The organism is Streptomyces sp. NPDC002926, from assembly GCF_053591755.1.
The window spans coordinates 40,597-62,476 of the sequence record NZ_JBSFUK010000026.1 but is presented as its reverse complement, the minus strand read 5'-3'; the positions used below and the strand labels follow the sequence as shown (position 1 = coordinate 62,476).

Here is a 21,880-nt window from a genome sequence, read left to right as displayed (position 1 = left end):
TTCCGGTCTTGAGGAGATGGACACCATGAACGACCCCCGCCCCCTGTACGAGCGCGCGGCCGACCAGTTCGCGAGCCTGCTGAAGACCGTGACGCCGGAGCGGCTCGACGGCCCGACACCGTGTACGGAGTTCGATGTACGGGCGCTGCTGTCCCATGTCGTGGGCGGTGTACACCGGATCGCGCTCATCGGGGAGGGCGGGGACGGCCTGTCCGTGCCGGCCCGGGTGGACGGTGTCGCGGACGACGGCTGGGTGACGGCCTACGAGGAGGCCCACCGCCGGTTCACGGCGGCGTGGGCGGACGACTCGAAGCTGACCGGTGAGGTCACGGTCCCGTGGGGCACGGTGCCGGGCGCGGCGGCGGTGGGAGGCTATGTGATGGAGACACTCACGCACACATGGGACCTCTCGTGGTCCCTGGGCCACCCGCTGCCGCTCGACCCGGCCCTGGCGGAGGCGATCCTGCCGATCGCCCACGAGGTGCTGCCGCCCGAATCCCGCGCGGAGGGGGCTCCCTTCGGGCCGGTGCGGGAAGCGCCGGAGGGCGCTGACGCCTACGACCGCCTGGCGGCGTGGCTGGGGCGCTCGGTGTGACGCATGGGGGTGCCACCCGGCTTTGACCGAAGGCGGGTCCTCAGTCGCGCGGAGCCTTCGCCAGCTGGCGCGACTGAGCCACCAGGCGGTCCGCGCTGTCCCAGACCTCCGCGTCCTCCTCCAGGAATCCACCGGCCAGGTTGCGGGTCGCGATGGAGACCCGGAGCGGTCCGGGGGCCGGGCGGCAGCGGATGTGCGTGGTGAGTTCGACCGTCGGCGTCCAGCCCTTCAGGCCCAGCTCGAACGAGGTCGGCGGCAGCGCGTCGACCGTGAGCAGCAGCGAGAACGGGTCGGCGTCACGGCCGTCGGCGAGGGCGAACCAGCCGCGCATCTCGCCCTTGCCGGAGGGGGCCCCGACGGCCCAGCCGACGGTCGTCGGGTCGAGCTTGATGTTCAGGCGTTCCGTGATGGCCGAGCTGCCGGGGATCTTCGGCGCGGGACCGTCGGACGGGCCGAGGCAGTCCTGGAGCGCCGGCATGACGGGCGGCTTCGCCGACGTGCGTACGTCGTCGGGCAGCGCGTCCAGGTCTCCGTACGAGGCGAGGACGCGGATGCGCTCGACCTCCGTGCCGTCCTCGGCGTACTGGAACAGCGAGGCCTGGCCGGTGGAGAGGGTGCGGCCGGTGCGTACGACCTCGGTGCGGATGACCGCGGGGCCCGGGTGCGACGCCGTGAGGTAGTGCGCCGAGACCGTGAACGGGTCGGGGTGCGGCAGAGCGTCCCCGAGCGCACGGCCGAGCAGGGCCAGCAGGTAGCCGCCGTTGACGGCGCGGATGATCGTCCAGCCCGCCGAGAGCTCCGCGTCATAGATGCCCGGTGCGCGCAGGGTGACAGCGGTGTCGCGGTCGAACTCACTGTCCCCGATGGTTGCCTGTACTGCCTGTGCCATGGCGGCACCGTACAACAGAAAATTACTGAGCGGTAGCTTTTTTTGCTCTGTGCGGGCCGGACCGGCGGAACGCGGCGTTCCGGAGGTGGTCCGGCTCTGCCGGCTCTCTTCGGCTAGCTCTCTTCGGCGGCTGCCGAGCGCCGGTTCCAGGCGCGCGGCGCGCGCCAGTGGAAGCGCATCGCGAGCAGCCGCAGCACGAACGCGGTCACCACAGCGACTCCACTGGTGGCCGCGTTCAGTACGTCGAACTGGATGGCGACCACCACCATGGTCGCGCCGACGATGGCGGGGACGGCGTACAGATCGCGGTCCCAGCGCAGCAGCGACGGCACCTCGTTGGCGAGTACGTCACGCAGCACACCGCCACCCACGGCGGTGGCAAGCCCGAGCGCGGCGGAGAAGGTGAGGCCGAGCCCGTACTCGTACGCCTTGGTGGTGCCGGTGACGCAGAACAGGCCGAGGCCTGCGGCGTCGAAGACATTGACACCGACCTGGATGCGCTCGACGTGCGGATGCAGGAAGAAGACCAGAGCGGTCGCCACGAGCGGCATGAGGAAGTAACCGAGATCGCTGAAGGCCGCGGGCGGGACGGCCCCGATGATCAGGTCACGAAGGAGTCCTCCGCCCAGCGCGGTCACCTCGGCGAGCACCGCGATGCCGAAGACATCGAAATTCTTGCGTACGGCGAGCAGTGCGCCGGAGATCGCGAAGACGAAGATCCCGGCCAGGTCGAGCGCATGCTGGACGGAGGGCGTGAACAGTTCATGGAGCACCGGACGATTGTGCCGGTTCCACGACGCGGAGCTTGCCGTGGTACCCGCGGATCGACCGGCGATCCCCGTCGGCGGCCTCCGCGGCGCCGCCGGCGACGCCCGTAGCGGGCTGAGCCTCGGCCTCGCCGTCTTCGCTCGGGCGGCGCGCGGCCTCGCTTTCCCCGTCGCCGGCGGCGCCCCTTGGCCCAGCCCTGACCTTCGCCGGCCGCCGGCTCGGCCTGCGGCTGCGCGCCCGCACCTCCGGCAGGTCCCGGCGCCGACGGCGTACGACGCCGCGCTCGGCCGAAGGCTCCGCCCCGGTTGCCCCGGACTCGCCCTGCGCATCGGCGCTCCCGCCCGCGACAGGCCCGGTCCGGCCGGCGGCGTCGCCTTCGGCCGGAGCTATCGCCCCTGCAGTGCCTGACTACTCGTCGGACGCCTTGCCCTCGACGGGCTTGGCCTTGTCGCCCGGCTGTGCCTCGGCGTCCTCGCCTGCGGCAGGCCCGGGCTCGCTGTCGGCGGCGTCGTCCGACGCCGCGTCCGCCGGGGTCTCCGCCTCGGTGGCCTCAGGCTCGGCCTTGGCGAGGCTCGCCCCCGCCTCGGCCCGGTCCGCGTCCTCGTCGGTCTTCGCAAGGCTCGCCCCTGCGGTCTCCGACGCCTTCGGCGTCACGTCGACGATCTCGATCGCCTCCCGCGCCGACGGCAGGAGCGCCGCGTCGCCCGGGGCCAGGTCCGCTGCGTTCTCCGGGTGGTGGCAGGCCACCTGGTGTCCCGTCTTCAGTGCCAGCAGCGGCGGTTCCTGCGTCTTGCAGATATCCGTCGCCTTCCAGCACCGGGTGTGGAACCGGCAGCCGCTCGGCGGGGAGATCGGCGACGGGACGTCGCCCTTGAGCAGGATGCGGTCGCTCTTGGCGCCACGCCGCCTCGGGTCAGGCACCGGCACCGCCGAGAGCAGCGCCTTCGTGTACGGGTGCATCGGCGACTCGTACAGCGACTTGCGGTCCGTCAGCTCGACGATCTTGCCCAGGTACATCACCGCGATGCGGTCCGAGACATGGCGGATGACCGACAGGTCGTGGGCGATGATCACATAGGTGAGACCCAGCTCGTCCTGGAGGTCGTCCAGCAGGTTCACCACCTGCGCCTGGATCGACACGTCCAGCGCCGAGACCGGCTCGTCCGCCACGACCAGCTTCGGCTTCAGGGCGAGGGCCCGCGCGATACCGATGCGCTGGCGCTGGCCGCCGGAGAACTCGTGCGGGTAGCGGTTGTAGTGCTCGGGGTTGAGACCGACCAGGCCCAGCAGCCGCTGGACCTCCTTCTTGATCCCGCCCTCGGGCGTGACGCCCTGCAGCTTGAACGGCGCGCTGACGATCGAACCGACCGTGTGGCGCGGGTTCAGCGAGCCGTACGGGTCCTGGAAGATCATCTGCACGTCCCGGCGCATCGGGCGCATGCCCGCGACACCGAGGTGCGTGATGTCCTTGCCCTCGAACTCGATCTTGCCGCCGGTCGGTTCGAGGAGCCGGGTGATGAGCCGGCCCATCGTCGACTTGCCACAGCCGGACTCACCCACGACACCGAGCGTCTCGCCGGGAAGTACGTCGAAGCTGATGCCGTCGACCGCCTGAACGGCACCGGCCTGCCGGCGCAGCAGCCCCTTGGTGATCGGGAAGTGCTTGACCAGTCCGGTGACCTTGAGCAACGGCTCGGGCGAGGAGGTGGCCTGCTCCGGGATCGCCATCTCGGAATCCTTTGTCTCACTCAAAGCTTCGGCGCAATCTCTTCGGTCCAGATCCGCGTGCGGTCCTCCTGCGACATGTGGCAGGCCGAGTGGTGCCGGCTGCCGACCTCCCGCAGCTCGGGCCGCTCGGTGCGGGTGATCCCGCCCTTGGGCACATCGGCGTACGGGCAACGCGGGTGGAAAGCACAGCCACTGGGGATGTTGATCAGACTGGGCGGGGAACCCTTGACCGGGATGAGGCGCTCGGTCTGGTCACGGTCGATACGCGGCATCGAGCCCAGCAGGCCCCAGGTGTAGGGGTGCTGCGGCTCGTAGAAGACCTTCTCGGCCGGGCCCCGCTCGACGCAGCGGCCGCCGTACATCACCAGGATGTCGTCGGCCAGCTCGGCGACGACGCCCAGGTCATGGGTGATGATGATGACCGCGGAGCCGAACTCCTTCTGCAGATCCCGGATCAGGTCGAGGATCTGCGCCTGGACGGTGACGTCCAGCGCGGTGGTCGGCTCGTCCGCGATGAGCAGCTCGGGGTTGTTGACCAGCGCCATCGCGATCATCGCGCGCTGGCGCATACCGCCGGAGAACTCGTGCGGGTAGCTGTCCACCCGCTTGTGGGGCTCCGGGATGCCCACCCGGTCCAGCAGCTCGACGGCCCGCTTCAGGGCGGTCTTCTTGTCCGCCTTGTTGTGGACCTGGTACGCCTCACTGATCTGCTTGCCGATGGTGAAGTACGGGTGCATCGCGGACAGCGGATCCTGGAAGATCATCGCCATGTCGCGGCCGCGCAGCCGGCGTACCTCGTCCGGGTCGGCGGTCAGCAGTTCCTTGCCGTTCAGCCAGATCTCGCCGGAGAGGTGCGCCTTCTGCCGGCCGTACTGGCCGACGCGGTGCAGGCCCATGATGCCGAGCGAGGTCACCGACTTGCCGGAACCGGACTCACCCACGATGCCGAGGGTCTTGCCCTTCTCCAGCGTGAAGGAGAGTCCGTCGACCGACTTCACGAGACCGTCGTCGGTCGGGAAGTGCACCTGGAGGTCGCGTACCTCGAGGAAGGCGGTGGAGGGGGCCGAGCCCGCGGAGACGGGCTCGCCGACGGCCCCGGTCTTCGTCAGATCGGTCATGAGAGCCTCACTCGGGGGTCGATCACTGCGTACATGAGGTCCACGACGAGGTTGGCGAGGACAACGAAGAAGGCCGCGATGAGCGTGACTCCGAGGATCACGGGCAGATCGTGGTTGCTGATGGCGTTCACCGCGTTGTAGCCGAGGCCGTGCAGGGAGAAGGTGCTCTCCGTCAGGACCGCGCCGCCCACGAGTGCTCCGAGGTCCAGGCCGAGGACGGTCAGGATCGGGGTCATGGTCGAGCGCATCGCGTGCTTGCCGATGACCACCGGTTCCGTGAGGCCCTTGGCTCTGGCGGTGCGGATGTAGTCCTCGTTGAGGACCTCCAGCATGGTGGCGCGGGTGAGCCGGGCGTACATCGCGGCGTACAGGAAGGCCAGCGTGACCCACGGCAGAACCATGCCGTTGAACCAGGCCGCCGGATCCTCACCGAACGTCGCGTCCGGCCGGTCGAACCACCCCAGCTGGTCGGAGAAGAGCGCCAGGGAGAGCATGCCGGTGAAGTAGATGGGCAGCGAGACACCGCCGAGAGCGATGCCCATCGCCGAACGGTCCAGGGGCGTACCGCGCTTGAGGGCGGAGATGATGCCGGTGGAGACACCACCGATCACCCAGAGCACGACGGCGCCCGCGGCGAGCGAGAGGGTGACCGGCAGCCACTCGAGCAGCAGCGGCCAGACCTCCTGCTCGGTCTTGAACGAGTACCCGAAGCAGGGCGCGGCGCACTGCGTCACGTCGGAGCCGTTGGCGTACGTCCGTCCGCTCACCAGCCCGGCCACGAACTTCCCGAACTGGACCAGGATCGGGTCGTCCAGGCCCATCTTCTGCCGGATGCCCTCGATGGAGGCGGGGTCGGACTGTTTGCCGACGAAGTACAGCGCCGGGTCCGTCCCGATCATCTTGGGGAAGAGGAAGAAGATTCCGAAGGTCACCAGCGTGATGACCATCAGCATGACGATGACGGCGAAGATTCGCCTGATGAGATATGCAAGCACTGCGCTCGGCCCGACGGTGGCCCGGGGGCCCTCTCTTATGGAGAGGGCCCCGGGCCACCGCTCGCGGCCATCACCTGCCCTTCGTGCCTAGCGGGTGTGGCACTGGAACGTGAACTGACTGGGATTTACTTGACGACGCCGAGCGAGGCGTAGTCGTAGCGGCCGTTGTAGGCGTCCGCGGTGTAGGCGTTGGTCAGGCGGGTGCTGCGCCAGGTGATCGTCTTGTCGTAGACGAAGGGCAGGTAGACAGCAGCCTCGGAGACCTTCTGGTTCATCTGCTTGTAGATCTCGCCGGCCTTGGCCGGGTCGGTCTCGGCGATGGCCTGGTCGAAGAGCTTGTTGACCGCGGGGTCTTTCAGCTCGGAGAAGTTGTTGTTACCGCTCTGCAGGATGAACCGGCCGTCGACCAGCGGCTGCGAGAAGCCCTGGCCGGTCGGGAAGTCCGCGCCCCAGCCCATGATGATGATGCCGTAGCCCTTGTCCTTGACGACCTTCGGCGAACCGATGATGCCGGACGTCTGGGCGCCGTCGAACTGGTCGACCTGAGCGTCGATGCCGACCTGCTTCAGCGCGTTCTGCAGCGAGACGGCCGTGGCGACCTCGACCGGCTTGTTGTTGCGCACCGCGATGGTGGTCTTGAAGCCGTTCGGCTGGCCACAGGCCTTCAGCGCCGCCTTGGCCTTCTCGACGTTCGGCTTGCCGTCGTTCTTGAGGACCTCGTACGGGTCGTACGACGGGTCCGAACCCTTGATGCCCGCGGGGAGCATGTTCGGGGCGATGTCGCCACCGGCCTGCGGGCCGCCACGGGCGGTCTGCAGCGACTTGTGGTCCGCGGCGTAGATGACCGCCTTGCGGCACTCGACGTTGTCGAACGGCTTGACCGTCTGCGGGAAGACCGCGTAGCGGATGAAGCCGGTCTGGCCGTTGTCGAGGTTGTCCTTGTGCTTGCGCAGGGCGGTGGTACGCGCCGCCTGGCCGATGCCCGTCGCGTTGATGTCGACATCGAAGTCGCCCTTGAGCAGGCGCTTGTCCATGTCGTCCGCGTTGGTCATGAAGGTGACCGTGATCTTGTCCGGAAGCGCCTTGCGGATGGTGTCCGAGGCGGGCTTCCAGTTGGTGTTGCGGGACAGCGACATCGACTTGTTCGGCGCGTACGAGTCGATCTTGTACGGGCCGTTGGAGAAGGGCTTGAGGCCGTACTTGGAGGCGGTGTCCTTCTCCTTCTTCACCGGAGAGGCCGCCGGCATGGCGAGCATCTGCTCGAAGTCACCGTTCGGCTTCGGCAGCTTGAAGACGATGGTCTTCGCGTCCGGCGTCTCGATCGCCTTCAGGCCGAGCTTGTCCGCGGCCTTGTCCTTGTACGGACCCTTGTACTCGGTCTTCGGGTCGAGCACCTGCATCAGGTAGACCGGACCGCCGGAGATGACGTCCTGGGCCCAGGTGCGCTCGATGCCGTACTTGATGTCCTGCGAGGTGACGGGCGTGCCGTCCTCCCAGGTCACGTTGTCCTTGAGGGTGTACTTGTAGGTCTTGCCGCCGTCCGATATCTCAGCCTTCGCGGTCGCGAGGTCCGGGACGAGCTCGGTGCTGCCCTGGCCCGGCGCCGCCTTGAAGCTGACGAGCTGGCGGGTGTAGTAACGGGCGAAGTCCCACATGAAGCCGTAGTAACCGCGCTGCGGGTCCCACGAGTCGGCGTCCTGCGTGCCGACGAACTTAAGCGTGCCGCCCTTGGTGTCGGACGCGTTGGCGACCTTGCCAATGCCGGCGTTGAAGCCGGCCGCCTTGCCGGCGCCGTCCTTGCCGTCGTCCTTGCCGCCACATGCCGTGGCGGTCAGCAGGGCCGCGAGCACGACAGCCGTGCCTGCGGCAAGCCTGCGCTTCGACGTGCGATTGGTTGTCACGATGCTCGCAACCTCCGTAGTAGTCACTGCCCTTGAGGGCCGTGGTTCTGGGCTATTGCTCCTGGCGGCTTCGACAGGGGCGGTGTGTCCGCAGGGACGTGTGGGGGTCAGCGGGACCCCTTCGGGTCCAGCGCATCTCGTACGCCGTCACCGAAGAGATTGAAGGCCAACACGGTGACGAAGATCGCCAGGCCCGGGATGATCATGAACAGCGGATCATCCTCGTAGGTGCGCACGGCCGACGAGAGCATCTCGCCCCACGACGGAGTGGGCGGCTTGACGCCAACACCGAGGAAGCTCAGGGCGGCTTCCGTCAGGACGTTGGTGGGGATCATCAGCGTCGTGTAGACGGTGATCGGGGCCACCAGGTTCGGCAGCAGCTCCCGGAAGAGGATGTACGTACGGCCCGCACCGAGGCTGCGCGCCGCTTCGACGTACTCCCGCTCGCGCAGCGAGAGCGTCTGCCCGCGCACGATCCGGCCGATGTACGGCCAGCCGAAGAAGCCGATCACCAGGACGAGGACCGCGATGCGCAGACCCGAACCGGAGAAGCCCCACAGTTCATTCGGGACGACCGAGATCAGGGCGATGATGAAGAGCAGCTGCGGGAAGGCCAGCAGCAGGTCCATCACCCGGCTGATCGCCGCGTCGACCCAGCCGCCGAAGTAGCCGGCGACGACTCCGAAGACGGTGCCCAGGGTGACCGCGACGAAGGCGGAGAGGAAGGCGACGAGAAGCGAGATCCGCGCGCCGTAGACGATTCGGCTGAAGACGTCCCGGCCGTTGACCGGCTCAACTCCGAAGAGGAAGTCGGAATTGATGCCACCCCAGTCACCGATCGGGGTACCCAGCAGCGGGTCGATCGCATCCTCGTGGAGCTCCTCCGGCGGGTGGCCGAGCAGGCTCACGATCAGTGGAGCGAATATCGCGACCACGATCAGGAGGAGCACCACGAAACCGCCGACAAGTGCGACCTTGTCACGCTTCAACCGGATCCAGGCGATCTTCCAGGGCGAACGCCCTTCGATGGCCTTCTGCGGGACATCGGCGGCGACATCGACGGCCGCGGTTTCGGCCGCGCTCGTGTCGTGCAGTGGTGCCGTCATCGTGGTGGGGACCCCTCTCGGCCGGCGGTGACCGACCCATGCCCGCCGCTGTAGCGGCTTCGTTCACATCAGTGGTGCAGTTGTGTGTGTTGCGAGGAATGTTCGAAAAGCTGGTCGTACACAGGACCGAAGGGTCCTTGTTGCCGGGAGTCTTCAACGCTGCTGCGATCAGCCGCCAGACCCCTCGGGGAATGTTTGCTCAAACGTGATGAGGGGAGGGGGTTTCCGTTATACGGACGGAGCCACCGACTGAGCGGAACGCCAAATATCGCAAATGGGGCGAAAGTTGACTGTTGTGCCGCCATGCGGACGAGGGCGGCTCTTCGATTACAAGGCGTTCGAAGCCTCAGCGCACACAATCCCACCCCAAGTGTGGAGTTGGGGCATGGAATCAGCAGGTCAGGCCATGAGCGTCAGGGTGCTGCCACGGCCGGCTCAGCGGCCGTGCGGCGGCGGATAGCCGTAGCCACCGCCGGCGGGCGCGCCGCCGGCATGGGCCTCACGGTCGTAGAACGGGCGGGCGTTGGCCCGCAGCCACATCGTGACGGGGTCGTACTCGTCGGACATCGCGACGGTGGAGACCGGCAACCCGTCCGGTACCGCGGCGATCGACTGCTGCATCATCGCCCGCACCGTGTCCACGGACTGCCTGCTCGTGTCGTACAGATCGAGCCCGATGGCGAGATACGGGGCGCCGAGCGCGGGCTGCACCCAGGCGCGGCGGAGCGAGCGGATCGCATGCGTGCGGTGGGCATTCTGGGCGAGCAGGCCGTAGAAGTGCGGTAGCTCGATGGCCGGTTCGGACAGTCGCAGCGGTCCTGCGGGCATCCGGTCGAGGCCGGTGGCGATGCGGCGCAGATCCAGCCAGGGGATGCCGACGCCGCCGCCCGGCGCGTGCGGGTTGAGCCAGATGCCCCAGCGGTCCGGGTACAGCGCGCGGGCGATGTCCCGGCCGGTGACCACCTCGTGGGCGCGGTTCCAGCCGGAGACGGAGAGCTCCTGGGCGGAGGTGACGCAGGGCGCGTAGCCGACGCCGTCGACCTCCATGTTGCCGTACTGGGCGTCCGACGATCCGGCCTGGCCGTGCCAGAGCAGCATCCAGACCTGGCCGTTCGACGGGTCGGCGATGGCGTGCAGCAGCGCCTCGTACGCGTCGTAGCGTCCGGGAGTCACCTGGCGCAGCATGTGCTCGACCTGCCCGGCCGCCGCGGTGCCTGACGCACTCACCCTGGTTCCGCCCCTCTTCGATGCCTCTTCGATGCAGCAACACCACAGCCGCCCCGGGCACACGAGTGCTGCGGTAAGGCCATCAAACCAGCTTAATCGGCAGTCCTGACACCGACTTGACGACTACATGTGCGGCCGTTCGTAGAAGGGCCGCACCCGCTCCAGCATCCATGCTCCGACCGGGTCCTGGGCGGCATCCAGCAGTACGAGGTTGACCGGCCAGCCCACCTGGACCCGGCCGAGCGCCCGGCCGAGCGCGTCCATCGGGGCATTGCGCTCGGCGGCCTCCCAGGAGGAGAGCTGGACACCGATGAAGAGGGCCGGCGGGTCGCCCTCGATGGAGGCGAGCGCGCGACGGGCGGTGAGGACGACGCCGGAGGCCTCGAACTCCTCGGCCGCGGCGGCGAGGAAGTCGACCGGCTCTTCCTGCCAGTCGGGCTCGAAGAGCCGGACCCGGCCGCCGCTCGCGGGGCCGTCCAGCGGTGTACGTCCCACCCGGCACAGCTCGGCGACCGCGGGCGGCGGCAGCGGCGCGCCGACCGTACCGCCGGGATTCACGGCGATACCGAGCTGCGGAGGCAGCCCGCGGGCGAATTCCCGCGCGGGCGCGACGGTGAAGGAGACATGGCTGCCGACGCACTGCAGATACTGCTGCTCGGAGCTGAAGACCGGGACATACGGAGCGCCGTCGATCTCCATCGTGGGCAGATCGAGATCGGGGCTGTCGGGTCCGCCGCCGTTGGGCAGCGGCACCCAGATATGACTGCGGCCGAGCACCTCGACCAGCCGGCCGCCCGCCGAGGGGTTGCCGAGCGATGCGCCGAGCACCTCTTCCAGCTCGTTCCCCGGCCAGCCGGACGACGGATACGGATGGGTCTGCTCCGGTATCTCCATGTGCGGTCCTTCTCCCCCGGCTTCCACGGCTGCGCGCCACGAGCCTAACTCCGCGGTCCGACGGACATGAACCGGGGCTCCGTGCCGGACCCCGCTCCTCAAAGGCCTCAGAGGCTGAGTCCCAGCCCCGCGCGCACCGCCCTACGGCTTCTCGAAGCCGTCGCGCACCGCCCTACGACTTCTCGAAGCCGACCCGCGCCAGCACCCCCGCCGCGTCCCGGTCCAGCAGCACCGCCGAAGCGCAGCCCGCCGGCAGCCGGCCCGCCTCCGCGTCGCCGATCAGATGCCCGACCGCGCGCCGGTGCCGGGCGAAGGCGTAGCCGGAGACTCCCCGACCCCGCTCGCGCTGGCCCTGTCTGGCGACCTCGGGCGTGACGTCGAGCAGCACCAGATGGAGACCGCTCCCGCGGCGGCGCGCCACGCGGGCCAGCCAGCGCCGCACCCAGGTCTGCGTACCGCAGTCATGGACGACGACACTCTCGCCGGAGCGCAGCGCCCGCCTCAGCCCGGCGTAGTGGGCGATCCGTACGAGCGGGCGGTAGACGGCGTACGGCAGCAGCCGCGGCATCAGGGCCTCCCAGCGGTCCCGGGTGTCCTGCGAGTCGATGACACGGCCGCGCGCCGCGCGGCGGATCAACGTGGACTTGCCGCTGCCGGGCAGGCCGGAGACGACCACCACATCACCGGCGGCGAAGACCAGACTGTGCGGACTGCGGCCCGAGCGGTCCCTGAGGTCGCGCAGTATGGCCTCGGGCGCCCCTCGCAGTTCCCGTGCGGACACGTCCGGCCGGGCGGGCACCCCCGCGGTCGTCGCACAGGCACCGGACTGCTGCAACGTCATCACCCTCCCCCATGTCGGGTCACGCTCACCCTTGCCCATGAAGTGTAAAGAATTGGTAATGCGACACAACCTATTCGCAGCTGCGGGCCACTTCGGGCAGGCGCGGCCGCGTTCCGGACCACACGCACCACTCTGGCGCGATGCGTGCAATGATGTGCCCGCCAACTGCATACCGGCCGCTTGAATCCACGCGGGAGAGTCCTGGCCACTGTGTGCGCCGGGCGCCGAAGGAGCAAGTCCCTCCCTTGAATCTCTCAGGCCCCGTACCGCGTGTGATGAGGCAGATCTGAAAAGCGAGCCGCTGTCGAGTGGCTCCACCCAAGGTGCAAGTCACGACCATCAATACGTGTGGTCGGGACGAACCTCTCAGGTTCCGATGACAGATGGGGAGGATCGTCCTCGCCGGCCTGCCCTGGGAGCCACATCTATGAGTCACGCCCCCCGTCTGACTGCCCTCGACGCCCTGCACCGCTCGCTGGGCGCGACCATGACCGACTTCGCGGGCTGGGACATGCCGCTGCGGTACGGCAGTGAGCGCGACGAGCACAACGCCGTACGCACCAAGGCCGGTCTCTTCGACCTGTCGCACATGGGCGAGATCACCGTCAGCGGACCGCGTGCCGCCGATCTCCTCGACTTCGCGCTGGTCGGCAACATCGGCGGAGTGGCCGTCGGCCGCGCCCGCTACACCATGATCTGCCAGGAGGACGGCGGAATCCTCGACGACCTGATCGTCTACCGCCTCGGCGAGACGGAGTACATGGTCGTCGCCAACGCGGGCAACGCCCAGGTGGTGCTGGACGCGCTGACCGCCCGCGCCGAGGGCTACGACGCCGAGGTACGGGACGACCGCGACGCGTACGCGCTCATCGCCGTCCAGGGCCCGGAGTCCCCCGGCATCCTCGCATCGCTGACCGACGCCGACCTGGACGGGCTGAAGTACTACGCCGGCCTGCCCGGCACGGTCGCCGGCGTCCCGGCGCTGATCGCCCGTACGGGCTACACCGGCGAGGACGGCTTCGAGCTCTTCGTCCAGCCGCAGTACGCCGAGAAGCTCTGGCAGGCGCTGACCGAGGCGGGCGCGCCCGTCGGTCTCGTCCCGGCCGGTCTGTCCTGCCGCGACACGCTCCGCCTGGAGGCGGGCATGCCGCTGTACGGGCATGAGCTGACCACCGCGCTGACCCCGTTCGACGCGGGCCTCGGCCGGGTCGTGAAGTTCGAGAAGACCACGAACGACGGGCGTTTCGTCGGCCGCGAGGCACTCGAGGCAGCCGCCGTGCGCGCCGAGTCCAACCCGCCGCGCAAGCTCGTCGGCCTGATCGCCGAGGGCCGCAGGGTCCCGCGCGCCGGCTTCTCCGTGGTCGCTGGCGGCCAGGTCGTCGGCGAGGTCACCTCCGGTGCGCCCTCCCCGACCCTCGGCAGGCCGATCGCCATCGCGTATGTGGACGCGACGCACGCCGTCCCGGGCAGCGAGGGCGTCGGCGTCGACATCCGCGGCACCCACGAGCCGTACGAGGTCGTCGCGCTGCCGTTCTACAAGCGCCAGAAGTGATCGTCCGCACCTTCACTCCGTTCACCAGCACTCCCCCGCGTACAGGAGAATTCAGGCCATGAGCAACCCCCAGCAGCTGCGCTTCAGCAAGGAGCACGAGTGGCTGTCGGCCGCCGAGGACGGCGTCTCGACGGTCGGCATCACGGAGCACGCGGCGAACGCACTCGGCGATGTGGTGTACGTCCAGCTCCCTGAGGTAGGTGACACGGTGACCGCGGGCGAGACCTGCGGTGAGCTGGAGTCGACCAAGTCCGTCAGCGACCTGTACTCCCCGGTCAGCGGTGAGGTCACCGAGGCCAACGAGGACGTCGTCAATGACCCGTCACTCGTGAACTCCGCCCCCTTCGAGGGTGGCTGGCTCTTCAAGGTGCGCGTCAGCGAGGAGCCGAAGGACCTGCTCTCCGCCGACGAGTACACCGAGTTCTCCGGCAACTGACCACGACCACGACAGGGATCGAGATGTCGCTTCTCAACGCCCCTCTCCATGAGCTGGACCCGGACGTCGCCGCCGCTGTCGACGCCGAGCTCCACCGCCAGCAGTCCACCCTCGAGATGATCGCCTCGGAGAACTTCGCTCCGGTCGCGGTCATGGAGGCGCAGGGCTCCGTCCTCACCAACAAGTACGCCGAGGGCTACCCGGGCCGCCGCTACTACGGCGGCTGCGAGCACGTCGATGTGGTCGAGCAGATCGCGATCGACCGCGTCAAGGCGCTCTTCGGCGCCGAGCACGCCAACGTCCAGCCGCACTCGGGCGCCCAGGCGAACGCGGCCGCGATGTTCGCGCTGCTGAAGCCGGGCGACACGATCATGGGTCTGAACCTCGCCCACGGCGGGCACCTGACCCACGGCATGAAGATCAACTTCTCCGGCAAGCTGTACAACGTGGTCGCGTACCACGTGGACAGCGAGACCGGCCAGGTCGACATGGCCGAGGTCGAGCGCCTCGCCAAGGAGTCCCGTCCGAAGCTGATCGTCGCCGGCTGGTCCGCGTACCCGCGCCAGCTGGACTTCGCGGCCTTCCGCCGGATCGCGGACGAGGTCGGCGCGTACCTGATGGTCGACATGGCCCACTTCGCGGGCCTGGTCGCCGCCGGTCTGCACCCGAACCCGGTGCCGCACGCCCATGTCGTCACCACCACCACGCACAAGACCCTCGGTGGTCCCCGCGGCGGCGTGATCCTGTCGACGCAGGAGCTCGCCAAAAAGATCAACTCCGCGGTCTTCCCCGGTCAGCAGGGCGGTCCGCTGGAGCACGTCATCGCGGCGAAGGCAGTCTCCTTCAAGGTCGCGGCGACCGAGGAGTTCAAGGAGCGCCAGCAGCGCACCCTGAACGGCGCCCGTATCCTCGCCGAGCGCCTGGTCCAGGCCGACGTGACCGAGCACGGCGTCTCCGTACTGTCCGGCGGCACGGATGTGCACCTGGTCCTGGTCGACCTGCGCAACTCCCAGCTGGACGGCCAGCAGGCCGAGGACCGCCTCCACGAGGTGGGCATCACGGTCAACCGCAACGCGATCCCGAACGACCCGCGGCCGCCGATGGTCACCTCGGGTCTGCGGATCGGCACCCCGGCGCTGGCCACCCGCGGTTTCCAGGACGAGGACTTCCGTGAGGTCGCCGACATCATCGCCGAGGCGCTGAAGCCTTCGTACGACACGCAGGCGCTGAGCGCCCGGGTCTCGGCCCTGGCCGCGAAGCACCCGCTTTACCCTGGCCTGAAGTAATTCCGTACGCTTTTGTACGAACTCACGGGGCACCGCGCACACTGGTCAGTGCGTGCGGTGCCCCGCACCAGGTACCGCCTCGGTACCGCCCACGCACCGCCCTCTGCACCACCCCGGCAGACAAAGGCGTCTACCAACCCCCTAGGAGTCTTCCGTGGCCATTTCGGTCTTCGACCTGTTCTCGATCGGCATCGGCCCGTCCAGCTCCCACACCGTCGGCCCGATGCGCGCGGCCGCCCTGTTCGCGCGGCGGCTCAAGAACGAGGGCCTGATGGCCCACACCGCCGCCATACGCGCCGAGCTCTTCGGCTCACTCGGCGCGACCGGCCACGGCCACGGCACCCCGAAGGCCGTCCTGCTCGGTCTTGAGGGCAACTCTCCCCGTACCGTCGACGTCGAGACCGCAGACGCCCAGGTCGAGCGCATCCGCACCGGCCGCCGGATCAATCTGCTCGGTATGCACGAGATCGACTTCGACTTCGACAAGGATCTGATCCTGCACCGCCGCAAGGCGCTGCCGTACCACGCCAACGGGATGACGATCTTCGCGTACGACGCCCAGGGCGGACTCGTCCTCGAGAAGACGTACTACTCGGTGGGCGGCGGCTTCGTGGTCGACGAGGACGCCGTCGGCGAGGACCGGATCAAGCTCGACGACACCGTGCTGAAGTACCCCTTCCGTACCGGCGACGAGCTGCTGCGGCTCGCGCAGGAGACCGGTCTTTCGATCTCCGCGCTGATGCTGGAGAACGAGAAGGCCTGGCGCACCGAGGACGAGATCCGCGAGGGCCTGCTCGAGATCTGGCGGGTCATGCAGGCCTGCGTCTCGCGCGGGATGTCCCGCGAGGGCATCCTGCCCGGCGGCCTCAAGGTCCGCCGCCGCGCGGCCAACTCCGCCCGTCAGCTGCGTGCCGAGGGCGACGCACTGGCCCGCTCCATGGAGTGGATCACGCTGTACGCGATGGCCGTGAACGAGGAGAACGCCGCGGGCGGCCGCGTCGTCACCGCACCCACCAACGGCGCCGCGGGCATCATCCCGGCGGTGCTGCACTACTACATGAACTTCGTGCCGGGCGCGGACGAGGACGGCGTGATCCGCTTCCTGCTCGCCGCCGGAGCGATCGGCATGCTCTTCAAGGAGAACGCCTCGATCTCCGGCGCCGAGGTCGGCTGCCAGGGCGAGGTCGGCTCCGCATGTTCGATGGCCGCGGGTGCGCTGGCGGAGGTGCTCGGCGGCACTCCCGAGCAGGTCGAGAACGCGGCCGAGATAGGCATGGAGCACAACCTCGGCCTGACCTGCGACCCGGTCGGCGGCCTGGTCCAGATCCCTTGCATCGAACGCAACGGCATGGCCGCGGTCAAGGCCGTGACGGCGGCGAAGATGGCGATGCGCGGTGACGGCAGCCACAAGGTCTCGCTCGACAAGGTCATCAAGACCATGAAGGAGACCGGGGCGGACATGTCGGTCAAGTACAAGGAGACCGCGCGCGGCGGCCTCGCGGTGAACATCATCGAGTGCTGATCAGCAGCTATAGAGCGCACGTCAAGACAGTCCGCAGGAATTCACCCACAAGGGTGAGTTTTCCGAGCTCCGAACGTTTCTTCTCCGCCGCGGGCCCGAGCCTCCGCATTAGTCTCACAGCCTGTTCACCCAAGCCCCCGGTGATCAGATCGGGCACTACCCAGCAAGGAGAAACCCTGATGTCCGAGGGGCTGACGTCCAGGCCGTACGGGTTACTCGCCACGCTTCCAGAAGCGTACGGCCGGGTCTACCGACGGCAGGAACGCACCGTCGTCGAGCTGCGTGGCGAGATCGACATCGCCGCAGTGACGGTGATCGGCGCCTATCTCGATGTGGTCACCTCGGTCCGCGCCCACGAAGTGGTCGTCGACCTGACGCATGTCGAGTTCCTGGACTGCTCCGGGCTGGCGCTGCTCTGCCGGGCCCGACGGCGCACCACGGAGTTCGGCGGCCGCCTGTGCGTGGTCTGCGCCCGGCCGACGATTCTGCGCGTCTTCAAGGCGGGCGGCGTGCTGGACGTGCTCCGTACGCTGCCGACGCTGGACGCGGCACTGGCGGCGCAGGGCGGATGAAATCCGGGCGGTCCCCGGCCTGGCCGGGGAGCCGCTCCGGTGCGTCAAGGCCTTGCGCGGCTCTGACGAGGCCCTGAGGCCCTGTTCGGCTCAGGCCCTGTTCAGCTCTGTTCAGGCCTTGTTGAGCGAGGCCCAGAATTCGTCGAAGGTCAGCTGACCGTCGCCGTTGGCGTCCTTCGTCCTGATCACTGCCTCGGCGACCGTCTCGGTGACATGGAAGTCGCCCAGCTGAGCCATCACGCTCTTGTACTCGCTCGCCGTGATCAGGCCGTCGCCGTCCAGGTCGTAGCGCTCGAACGCCCTGCGCGCCTCTTCGATGTCCGCCACTGCTTCCGCCCCTCCTTGGTGCATTACTGACGGGGTCAGATTAACCGCCCCGATGAGCCCTCACGGCAGCGGCCGTCCGATCGAAGGCGGCCGCGGCTCCTGTCGCACCCTTGAGCACTCCGCGTACGTCCTCCAGGGAGGGCCCGGGTTCGGGTGGAGGCTCACGTCGCGGAGAGGGAGACGAGATGAGCAAGGCACTGGCGGAGATCCTGGCCGCGGCAGCACGCGGGAAGTTCCCGCCGCCGGACGGATCCACCACCGTGATCGGTCAGCCGAGCGTCCGGGACGCCGGTGTGATGGCGTTCACCGCGCACTCGGTGGTCTTCACGGACGAGGATCCGGACTGGGTAGGGGCCGAGCTGGCCGCCACCGCGTCCGACCGGCTGGCCGCGGCGATGAACCCTGCGTTCCTTTCCGCCATGCTGGCCCGTACCGGCCGCTCGATGCACACCATCGACCTGGTGACCGTCGCCGGCGCGCTCCGGGGCGGACCGGCGCTCGAACTGCGCGAGATCGAGGACCCGGAGCACCCTCGGGTGGCACGCGCCCTGAAGTTCCGCGAGGGGGTGAGGGTCTGGGCCGCGGACGGCGGGGTGCTGGTACTCGGCCGGGGCGTCGCGGGCCGCTGGGAGGCCGCGATCGAGGTGGACGAGCAGGCGCGCGGCCGGGGCCTCGGCGTGGAACTCGCTGTGGCGGCACGCCACTTGGTGCCGGACTCCGTGGTGTGGGCCCAGCAGTCGCCGGGGAACGCCCGTAGCGTACGGACGTTCCAGACGGCGGGCTTCCGGCCGGTGGGCTCCGAAGCCCTGTTCGTGGCCCGATGAGCCGTGGTCGAGTCGGCCGGACGAGCCGGACGAGCACGCCGCCCGCGCCACAGAACTCGCCCGCCGGGCGACGCCGCGCTTCACCGCGAGGGTGTCCTCGAACGCGGGGCGGGTCCGGAGAGCGGCCCCGCCCCGCGTTCGAGGCGCGGGTCCGGGGCTGATCCCCGGGGCGCTGCTCAGCGGAAGATGCCCGTGTGACCCAGCGAGTAGCGCCCGGGCTGCGGATAGACCGCGAGTCCGTGCGGACCGCTGCCCACCCTGATACGGGCCAGCTGCTTACCGGTCACGGTGTCGATGGCGTACACCTCGGAGTCGTAACGCCCGGACAGCCACAGCACCTTGCCGTCCGCCGAGACACCGCCCATGTCGGGGCTGCCGCCGTCCGGCAGCGTCCACTTCTTGGTCAGCCTGTTCTGTGCGAAGTCGAAGACGGAGACGGAGCCCTCGCCGCGGTTGGAGATGTACATCTCCTTGGAGTCACGGCTGACGTAGAGGCCGTGGCAGCCCTTGCCGGTGGGGAGCAGTTCGGGCGTGGTGAACTTCTCGCCGTCGAGCACCCACACGCCGTGCGCCATCATGTCGGCGATGTAGAAGGTCTTGCCGTCCGGCGAGATCTTCACGTCCTGCGGCATCGCACCGTTGAAGGGCAGCTTCTGCCGGCCGAGGACATTCATGCCCTCCGTGTCGACCTTCAGCAGCTCGCCGGAGAACTCGCAGGAGACGATGAAGTACCGGCCGTCGGCGGAGAAGTCCGCGTGGTTGACGCCGTAGCAGGAGACAGGGGTGCTCTTGATCCGCTTCATGGTGTGCGCGTCGCGGAAGACGAGCGCGCGGTCCAGCGAGGCCATGACGATCGCGTACTTGCCGTCGGGCGTGAAGTAGAGGTTGTACGGGTCGTGCACGTCGACCGGCTTGCCCGCGGCACCGGTGGCGGGGTTGATCGGGGTGAGCGTATGGCCGCGGTTGTTGTTGACCCAGAGCGTCTTGAGGTCCCAGGAGGGGACGACGTGCTGCGGCTGGACGCCGACCGGGATCGTCTGGATGACCTTGTACGTCGTGGGGTCGATGACCGAGACGGTGTTGGAGTTGGTGTTGGGGACGTAGACCCGGGACGGGAAGCCTTTGACCGCCGGCGAGAGCCGGCCCGGGCGGTCCGCCGCGTAGACGTCATGCGCGTCCAGCACGGGCGGCATGCCACGCAGCCAGGAATGCTGCCCGTACCGGGGTTTGGCGGGCGGCGCGGCGGCCTTGGTTGCGAGCGCCTCGGTCCGGTCGGGGGGTGAGCTACAGCCCGCGAGCAGCGCGAGCAGGACGCCCGCGAGCAGCGCGGTGGTCCGCTTGGCGAGGGGAGTCATCGGGTGCATCAGATCAGCAGCTCCGTGGTGGTCACCGCGCGCAGGCCGCGGCGGTTGAGGTCGTCGAGGAGTGCGGGCAGCGCGGCGACCGTGTCGGGAACGCCGAAGTGCAGACTCACCACCGATCCGCGCCGGATCTGCCCGGTGACATTGCGGGTGACGGCTGTGGCGCCGGGCTTGGTGTGGTCGAGGGAGTCGACGTCGTACGAGAGAACATGCGGGTAGCCGGCCCGGTGGGCGAGTTCGGTGACGAGGGGGGTCGCGTCGCGCGTTCGGGAGGGGCGGAACCAGGTGCCGATGGAGCCGGTGAGCCGGCGCAGCCGCTCGGCACAGCCGGTGATCTCGGCGTACGCCTGCGTCTCGGACATCTCCGAGATGCCCAGATGGCGCTGGGTGTGATTGCCGAGGTCGTGCCCGCCGTCGAGGATCCGGCGGGCGAGGTCCGGGTACTCGTCGAGCCAGCTGCCGACGGCGAGGACGGTGACATGAGCCCCTGCCCGTTCGGCCTCGGCCAGTAACGCCCTGGCCACGGCCGGATCCCCCTGGCCGTGGAAGGTGAGGGCCACCCGGTCCCGGTCGCGGGGGCCGTGGGCGATCCGGGCGGGCTGTCCGGGGAAGCGGCGGGGAGCGGGCGCGGGGCCGGGACGGGAGCCGCGGGGCCGCGGCGTGGGGGCGGCGGGCGGTGGCGGAGCGGGACTGTCGTCGGTGCAGCTCGTGGCGAGGGCACCCGCGACGGCCGCACCCACTCCTGCGCGCAGTGCGCCGCGGCGGTCGATCGAGGTCACGGGAAGCACAGTAGGCGCGGACTGCCCGCAAGATAACGATTGTCCAAATTCAGGGCGATTACGGGTCGCGATCGCGAGACTCAACGCCGGGACAGTGGACCACTAAAACACTCGATGCAATCTATATTCATGCAGCGTTTACCAGGCGAGTGGCCCATCTAACCTACGATTCACTTCCCGCATGTCCATATTTGCCAGCTTTCAACCGAGTATGGACTTTTGGCGCCGCGACGCCCGTCTGCCATAGTCGGTGACACGACCCCCATTGACCCGGGCCAGGTCGTCGTAAGCCGCCGTGGATACACCCCCCCAATCCACGGCGCTCCACAGGAGCCCCCGCTCAGGGGGCTTCTGTGTTTCCCGGTCCGCCGATCGCGGCCCCCGCTGCCCGGCTCCTCAGCGGTCGGAGACCCGCATCTCGAACCAGGTGGTCTTGCCTCGGGGCAGCAGATCCACGCCCCACCGGTCGGAGAGCTTGTCCACGAGAAAGAGGCCGCGGCCGCTGATGTCCATCTCCTGGACCGGCATCAGACAGGGCAGCCCGCGGGAGGGATCATGAACCTCGATCCTGATCCAGCCGCGGCGCCGCAGCATCCGCAACCCGAAGACGCGCGCGCCGGTATGGCGTACGGCATTACCGACGAGCTCCGAGACGAGTAACACCGCATGCTCGGCGGTCTGCGCGGACAGCGCCCACTGGCGCAGCACCACACACTGGGTCAGCCGGCGTGCGGTGGCGGCGGATTCGGGGCGGGAAGGCAGTCGGACTTCCTCGTCCGTCGGATTGCCGAACAACTCCAGTGCCTTGAGCGCCTGTTCATCCTCGACGGCCGGAACCCGCCGCGCGACGGTAGCGCTGCCACGCTGTCGCGGTTGCTCCACACCCTCCAGGCCCGCCATGCCCCCATCATGGCCGCAATGAGCGGCTTCCGGGGCCATTCCGGGGGAATAGGGCCCCCGGAACAATCCACTCCCGCGCAACCCGCTGGCATATGCCACTGGCCCCATGCAGCCATTCATACACTCGCTGAGCTGCGCTGACGCCTCGCTCACGGATGATCGCTCAGCGCAGCGGCCCGCTCGGCCTTAAGGCTCCTTTAAGACCCGGCTAAGCCGGCCACAGGATTGACGCCCGGCATCGATGTGTCCAACGTGCCCG

The 21,880-nt window shown here is 68.9% G+C and carries 21 protein-coding genes and 1 riboswitch; of the genes, 7 read left to right on the top strand and 14 right to left on the bottom strand.

What is annotated here, in order from left to right:
* Positions 1-16: 16 nt before the first annotated feature.
* Positions 17-595 carry a TIGR03086 family metal-binding protein gene (locus tag ACWDZ6_RS27585; protein WP_451504979.1) on the top strand — a complete coding sequence of 193 codons (579 nt, stop codon included), beginning with the start codon at positions 17-19 and terminating at the stop codon, positions 593-595.
* 40 nt (positions 596-635) lie between these two features.
* Here ACWDZ6_RS27585 and ACWDZ6_RS27580 read toward each other — a convergent pair whose 3' ends face one another.
* From ACWDZ6_RS27580 to ACWDZ6_RS27535, 10 genes are all read right to left on the bottom strand, one after another.
* Positions 636-1,484 (bottom strand): thioesterase family protein, encoded by an 849-nt coding sequence (locus ACWDZ6_RS27580; RefSeq protein ID WP_366733476.1) that lies wholly within the window; start codon positions 1,482-1,484, stop codon positions 636-638.
* A gap of 113 nt (positions 1,485-1,597) precedes the next feature.
* Positions 1,598-2,257, bottom strand: coding sequence for a trimeric intracellular cation channel family protein (locus ACWDZ6_RS27575; RefSeq protein ID WP_389178214.1), 660 nt, complete (start codon positions 2,255-2,257; stop codon positions 1,598-1,600).
* Positions 2,258-2,660: 403 nt separating this feature from the next.
* Positions 2,661-3,980, bottom strand: coding sequence for a dipeptide ABC transporter ATP-binding protein (locus ACWDZ6_RS27570; protein ID WP_451504978.1), 1,320 nt, complete (start codon positions 3,978-3,980; stop codon positions 2,661-2,663).
* Positions 3,981-4,000: 20 nt separating this feature from the next.
* Entirely contained in the window at positions 4,001-5,098 is a 1,098-nt protein-coding gene (locus tag ACWDZ6_RS27565) for an ABC transporter ATP-binding protein (RefSeq protein ID WP_326652748.1), read from the bottom strand.
* Positions 5,095-6,093: an ABC transporter permease gene (locus tag ACWDZ6_RS27560; protein ID WP_389178205.1), complete on the bottom strand. Its 999-nt coding sequence runs from the start codon at positions 6,091-6,093 to the stop codon at positions 5,095-5,097. Before ACWDZ6_RS27560 ends, ACWDZ6_RS27565 begins: the two co-directional genes overlap by 4 nt.
* A 125-nt stretch (positions 6,094-6,218) precedes the next feature.
* Positions 6,219-7,994 carry an ABC transporter substrate-binding protein gene (locus ACWDZ6_RS27555; RefSeq protein WP_451504977.1) on the bottom strand — a complete coding sequence of 592 codons (1,776 nt, stop codon included), beginning with the start codon at positions 7,992-7,994 and terminating at the stop codon, positions 6,219-6,221.
* A 107-nt stretch (positions 7,995-8,101) separates the two neighbouring features.
* A complete protein-coding gene (locus ACWDZ6_RS27550; RefSeq protein WP_389178199.1) occupies positions 8,102-9,100 on the bottom strand; it encodes an ABC transporter permease in 999 nt (332 codons plus the stop codon).
* Positions 9,101-9,535: 435 nt separating this feature from the next.
* Complete coding sequence (locus tag ACWDZ6_RS27545; RefSeq protein ID WP_351456395.1) at positions 9,536-10,327, bottom strand: enhanced serine sensitivity protein SseB C-terminal domain-containing protein; 792 nt, start codon at positions 10,325-10,327, stop codon at positions 9,536-9,538.
* 123 nt (positions 10,328-10,450) lie between these two features.
* Positions 10,451-11,221: an enhanced serine sensitivity protein SseB gene (locus ACWDZ6_RS27540; RefSeq protein ID WP_389178193.1), complete on the bottom strand. Its 771-nt coding sequence runs from the start codon at positions 11,219-11,221 to the stop codon at positions 10,451-10,453.
* Between the two features lie 172 nt (positions 11,222-11,393).
* Positions 11,394-12,062 (bottom strand): AAA family ATPase, encoded by a 669-nt coding sequence (locus ACWDZ6_RS27535; protein ID WP_451504976.1) that lies wholly within the window; start codon positions 12,060-12,062, stop codon positions 11,394-11,396.
* A gap of 181 nt (positions 12,063-12,243) precedes the next feature.
* Positions 12,244-12,341, top strand: a riboswitch (glycine riboswitch).
* Positions 12,342-12,489: 148 nt separating this feature from the next.
* Between ACWDZ6_RS27535 and gcvT the strand changes: the two genes are divergently transcribed.
* From gcvT to ACWDZ6_RS27510, 5 genes are all read left to right on the top strand, one after another.
* Positions 12,490-13,614, top strand: a complete 1,125-nt coding sequence (gene gcvT / locus ACWDZ6_RS27530) for a glycine cleavage system aminomethyltransferase GcvT (RefSeq protein WP_366735589.1) — start codon at positions 12,490-12,492, stop codon at positions 13,612-13,614.
* A gap of 58 nt (positions 13,615-13,672) precedes the next feature.
* A complete protein-coding gene (gene gcvH, locus ACWDZ6_RS27525) occupies positions 13,673-14,050 on the top strand; it encodes a glycine cleavage system protein GcvH (RefSeq protein ID WP_326652738.1) in 378 nt (125 codons plus the stop codon).
* Between the two features lie 23 nt (positions 14,051-14,073).
* Positions 14,074-15,336 (top strand): serine hydroxymethyltransferase, encoded by a 1,263-nt coding sequence (gene glyA, locus ACWDZ6_RS27520; protein WP_366735590.1) that lies wholly within the window; start codon positions 14,074-14,076, stop codon positions 15,334-15,336.
* A gap of 154 nt (positions 15,337-15,490) precedes the next feature.
* A complete protein-coding gene (locus tag ACWDZ6_RS27515; RefSeq protein ID WP_451504975.1) occupies positions 15,491-16,858 on the top strand; it encodes an L-serine ammonia-lyase in 1,368 nt (455 codons plus the stop codon).
* Positions 16,859-17,037: 179 nt separating this feature from the next.
* Positions 17,038-17,430, top strand: a complete 393-nt coding sequence (locus tag ACWDZ6_RS27510; protein ID WP_451504974.1) for an STAS domain-containing protein — start codon at positions 17,038-17,040, stop codon at positions 17,428-17,430.
* A 111-nt stretch (positions 17,431-17,541) separates the two neighbouring features.
* On the opposite strand, the gene ACWDZ6_RS27505 is transcribed toward ACWDZ6_RS27510, so the two are convergent.
* Entirely contained in the window at positions 17,542-17,757 is a 216-nt protein-coding gene (locus ACWDZ6_RS27505; protein ID WP_326652731.1) for an EF-hand domain-containing protein, read from the bottom strand.
* Positions 17,758-17,942: 185 nt separating this feature from the next.
* Here ACWDZ6_RS27505 and ACWDZ6_RS27500 point away from each other — a divergent pair, with 185 nt between their 5' ends.
* Positions 17,943-18,581, top strand: a complete 639-nt coding sequence (locus tag ACWDZ6_RS27500; protein ID WP_451504973.1) for a GNAT family N-acetyltransferase — start codon at positions 17,943-17,945, stop codon at positions 18,579-18,581.
* A gap of 176 nt (positions 18,582-18,757) precedes the next feature.
* Here ACWDZ6_RS27500 and ACWDZ6_RS27495 read toward each other — a convergent pair whose 3' ends face one another.
* The 3 genes from ACWDZ6_RS27495 to ACWDZ6_RS27485 all read right to left on the bottom strand — a co-directional run bounded on the left by ACWDZ6_RS27495 (position 18,758) and on the right by ACWDZ6_RS27485 (position 21,621).
* Complete coding sequence (locus ACWDZ6_RS27495) at positions 18,758-19,936, bottom strand: YVTN family beta-propeller repeat protein (protein WP_451504972.1); 1,179 nt, start codon at positions 19,934-19,936, stop codon at positions 18,758-18,760.
* Positions 19,937-19,944: 8 nt separating this feature from the next.
* Complete coding sequence (locus tag ACWDZ6_RS27490; RefSeq protein WP_451504971.1) at positions 19,945-20,721, bottom strand: polysaccharide deacetylase family protein; 777 nt, start codon at positions 20,719-20,721, stop codon at positions 19,945-19,947.
* A 396-nt stretch (positions 20,722-21,117) separates the two neighbouring features.
* A complete protein-coding gene (locus ACWDZ6_RS27485; protein WP_451504970.1) occupies positions 21,118-21,621 on the bottom strand; it encodes an ATP-binding protein in 504 nt (167 codons plus the stop codon).
* Positions 21,622-21,880: the final 259 nt, after the last annotated feature.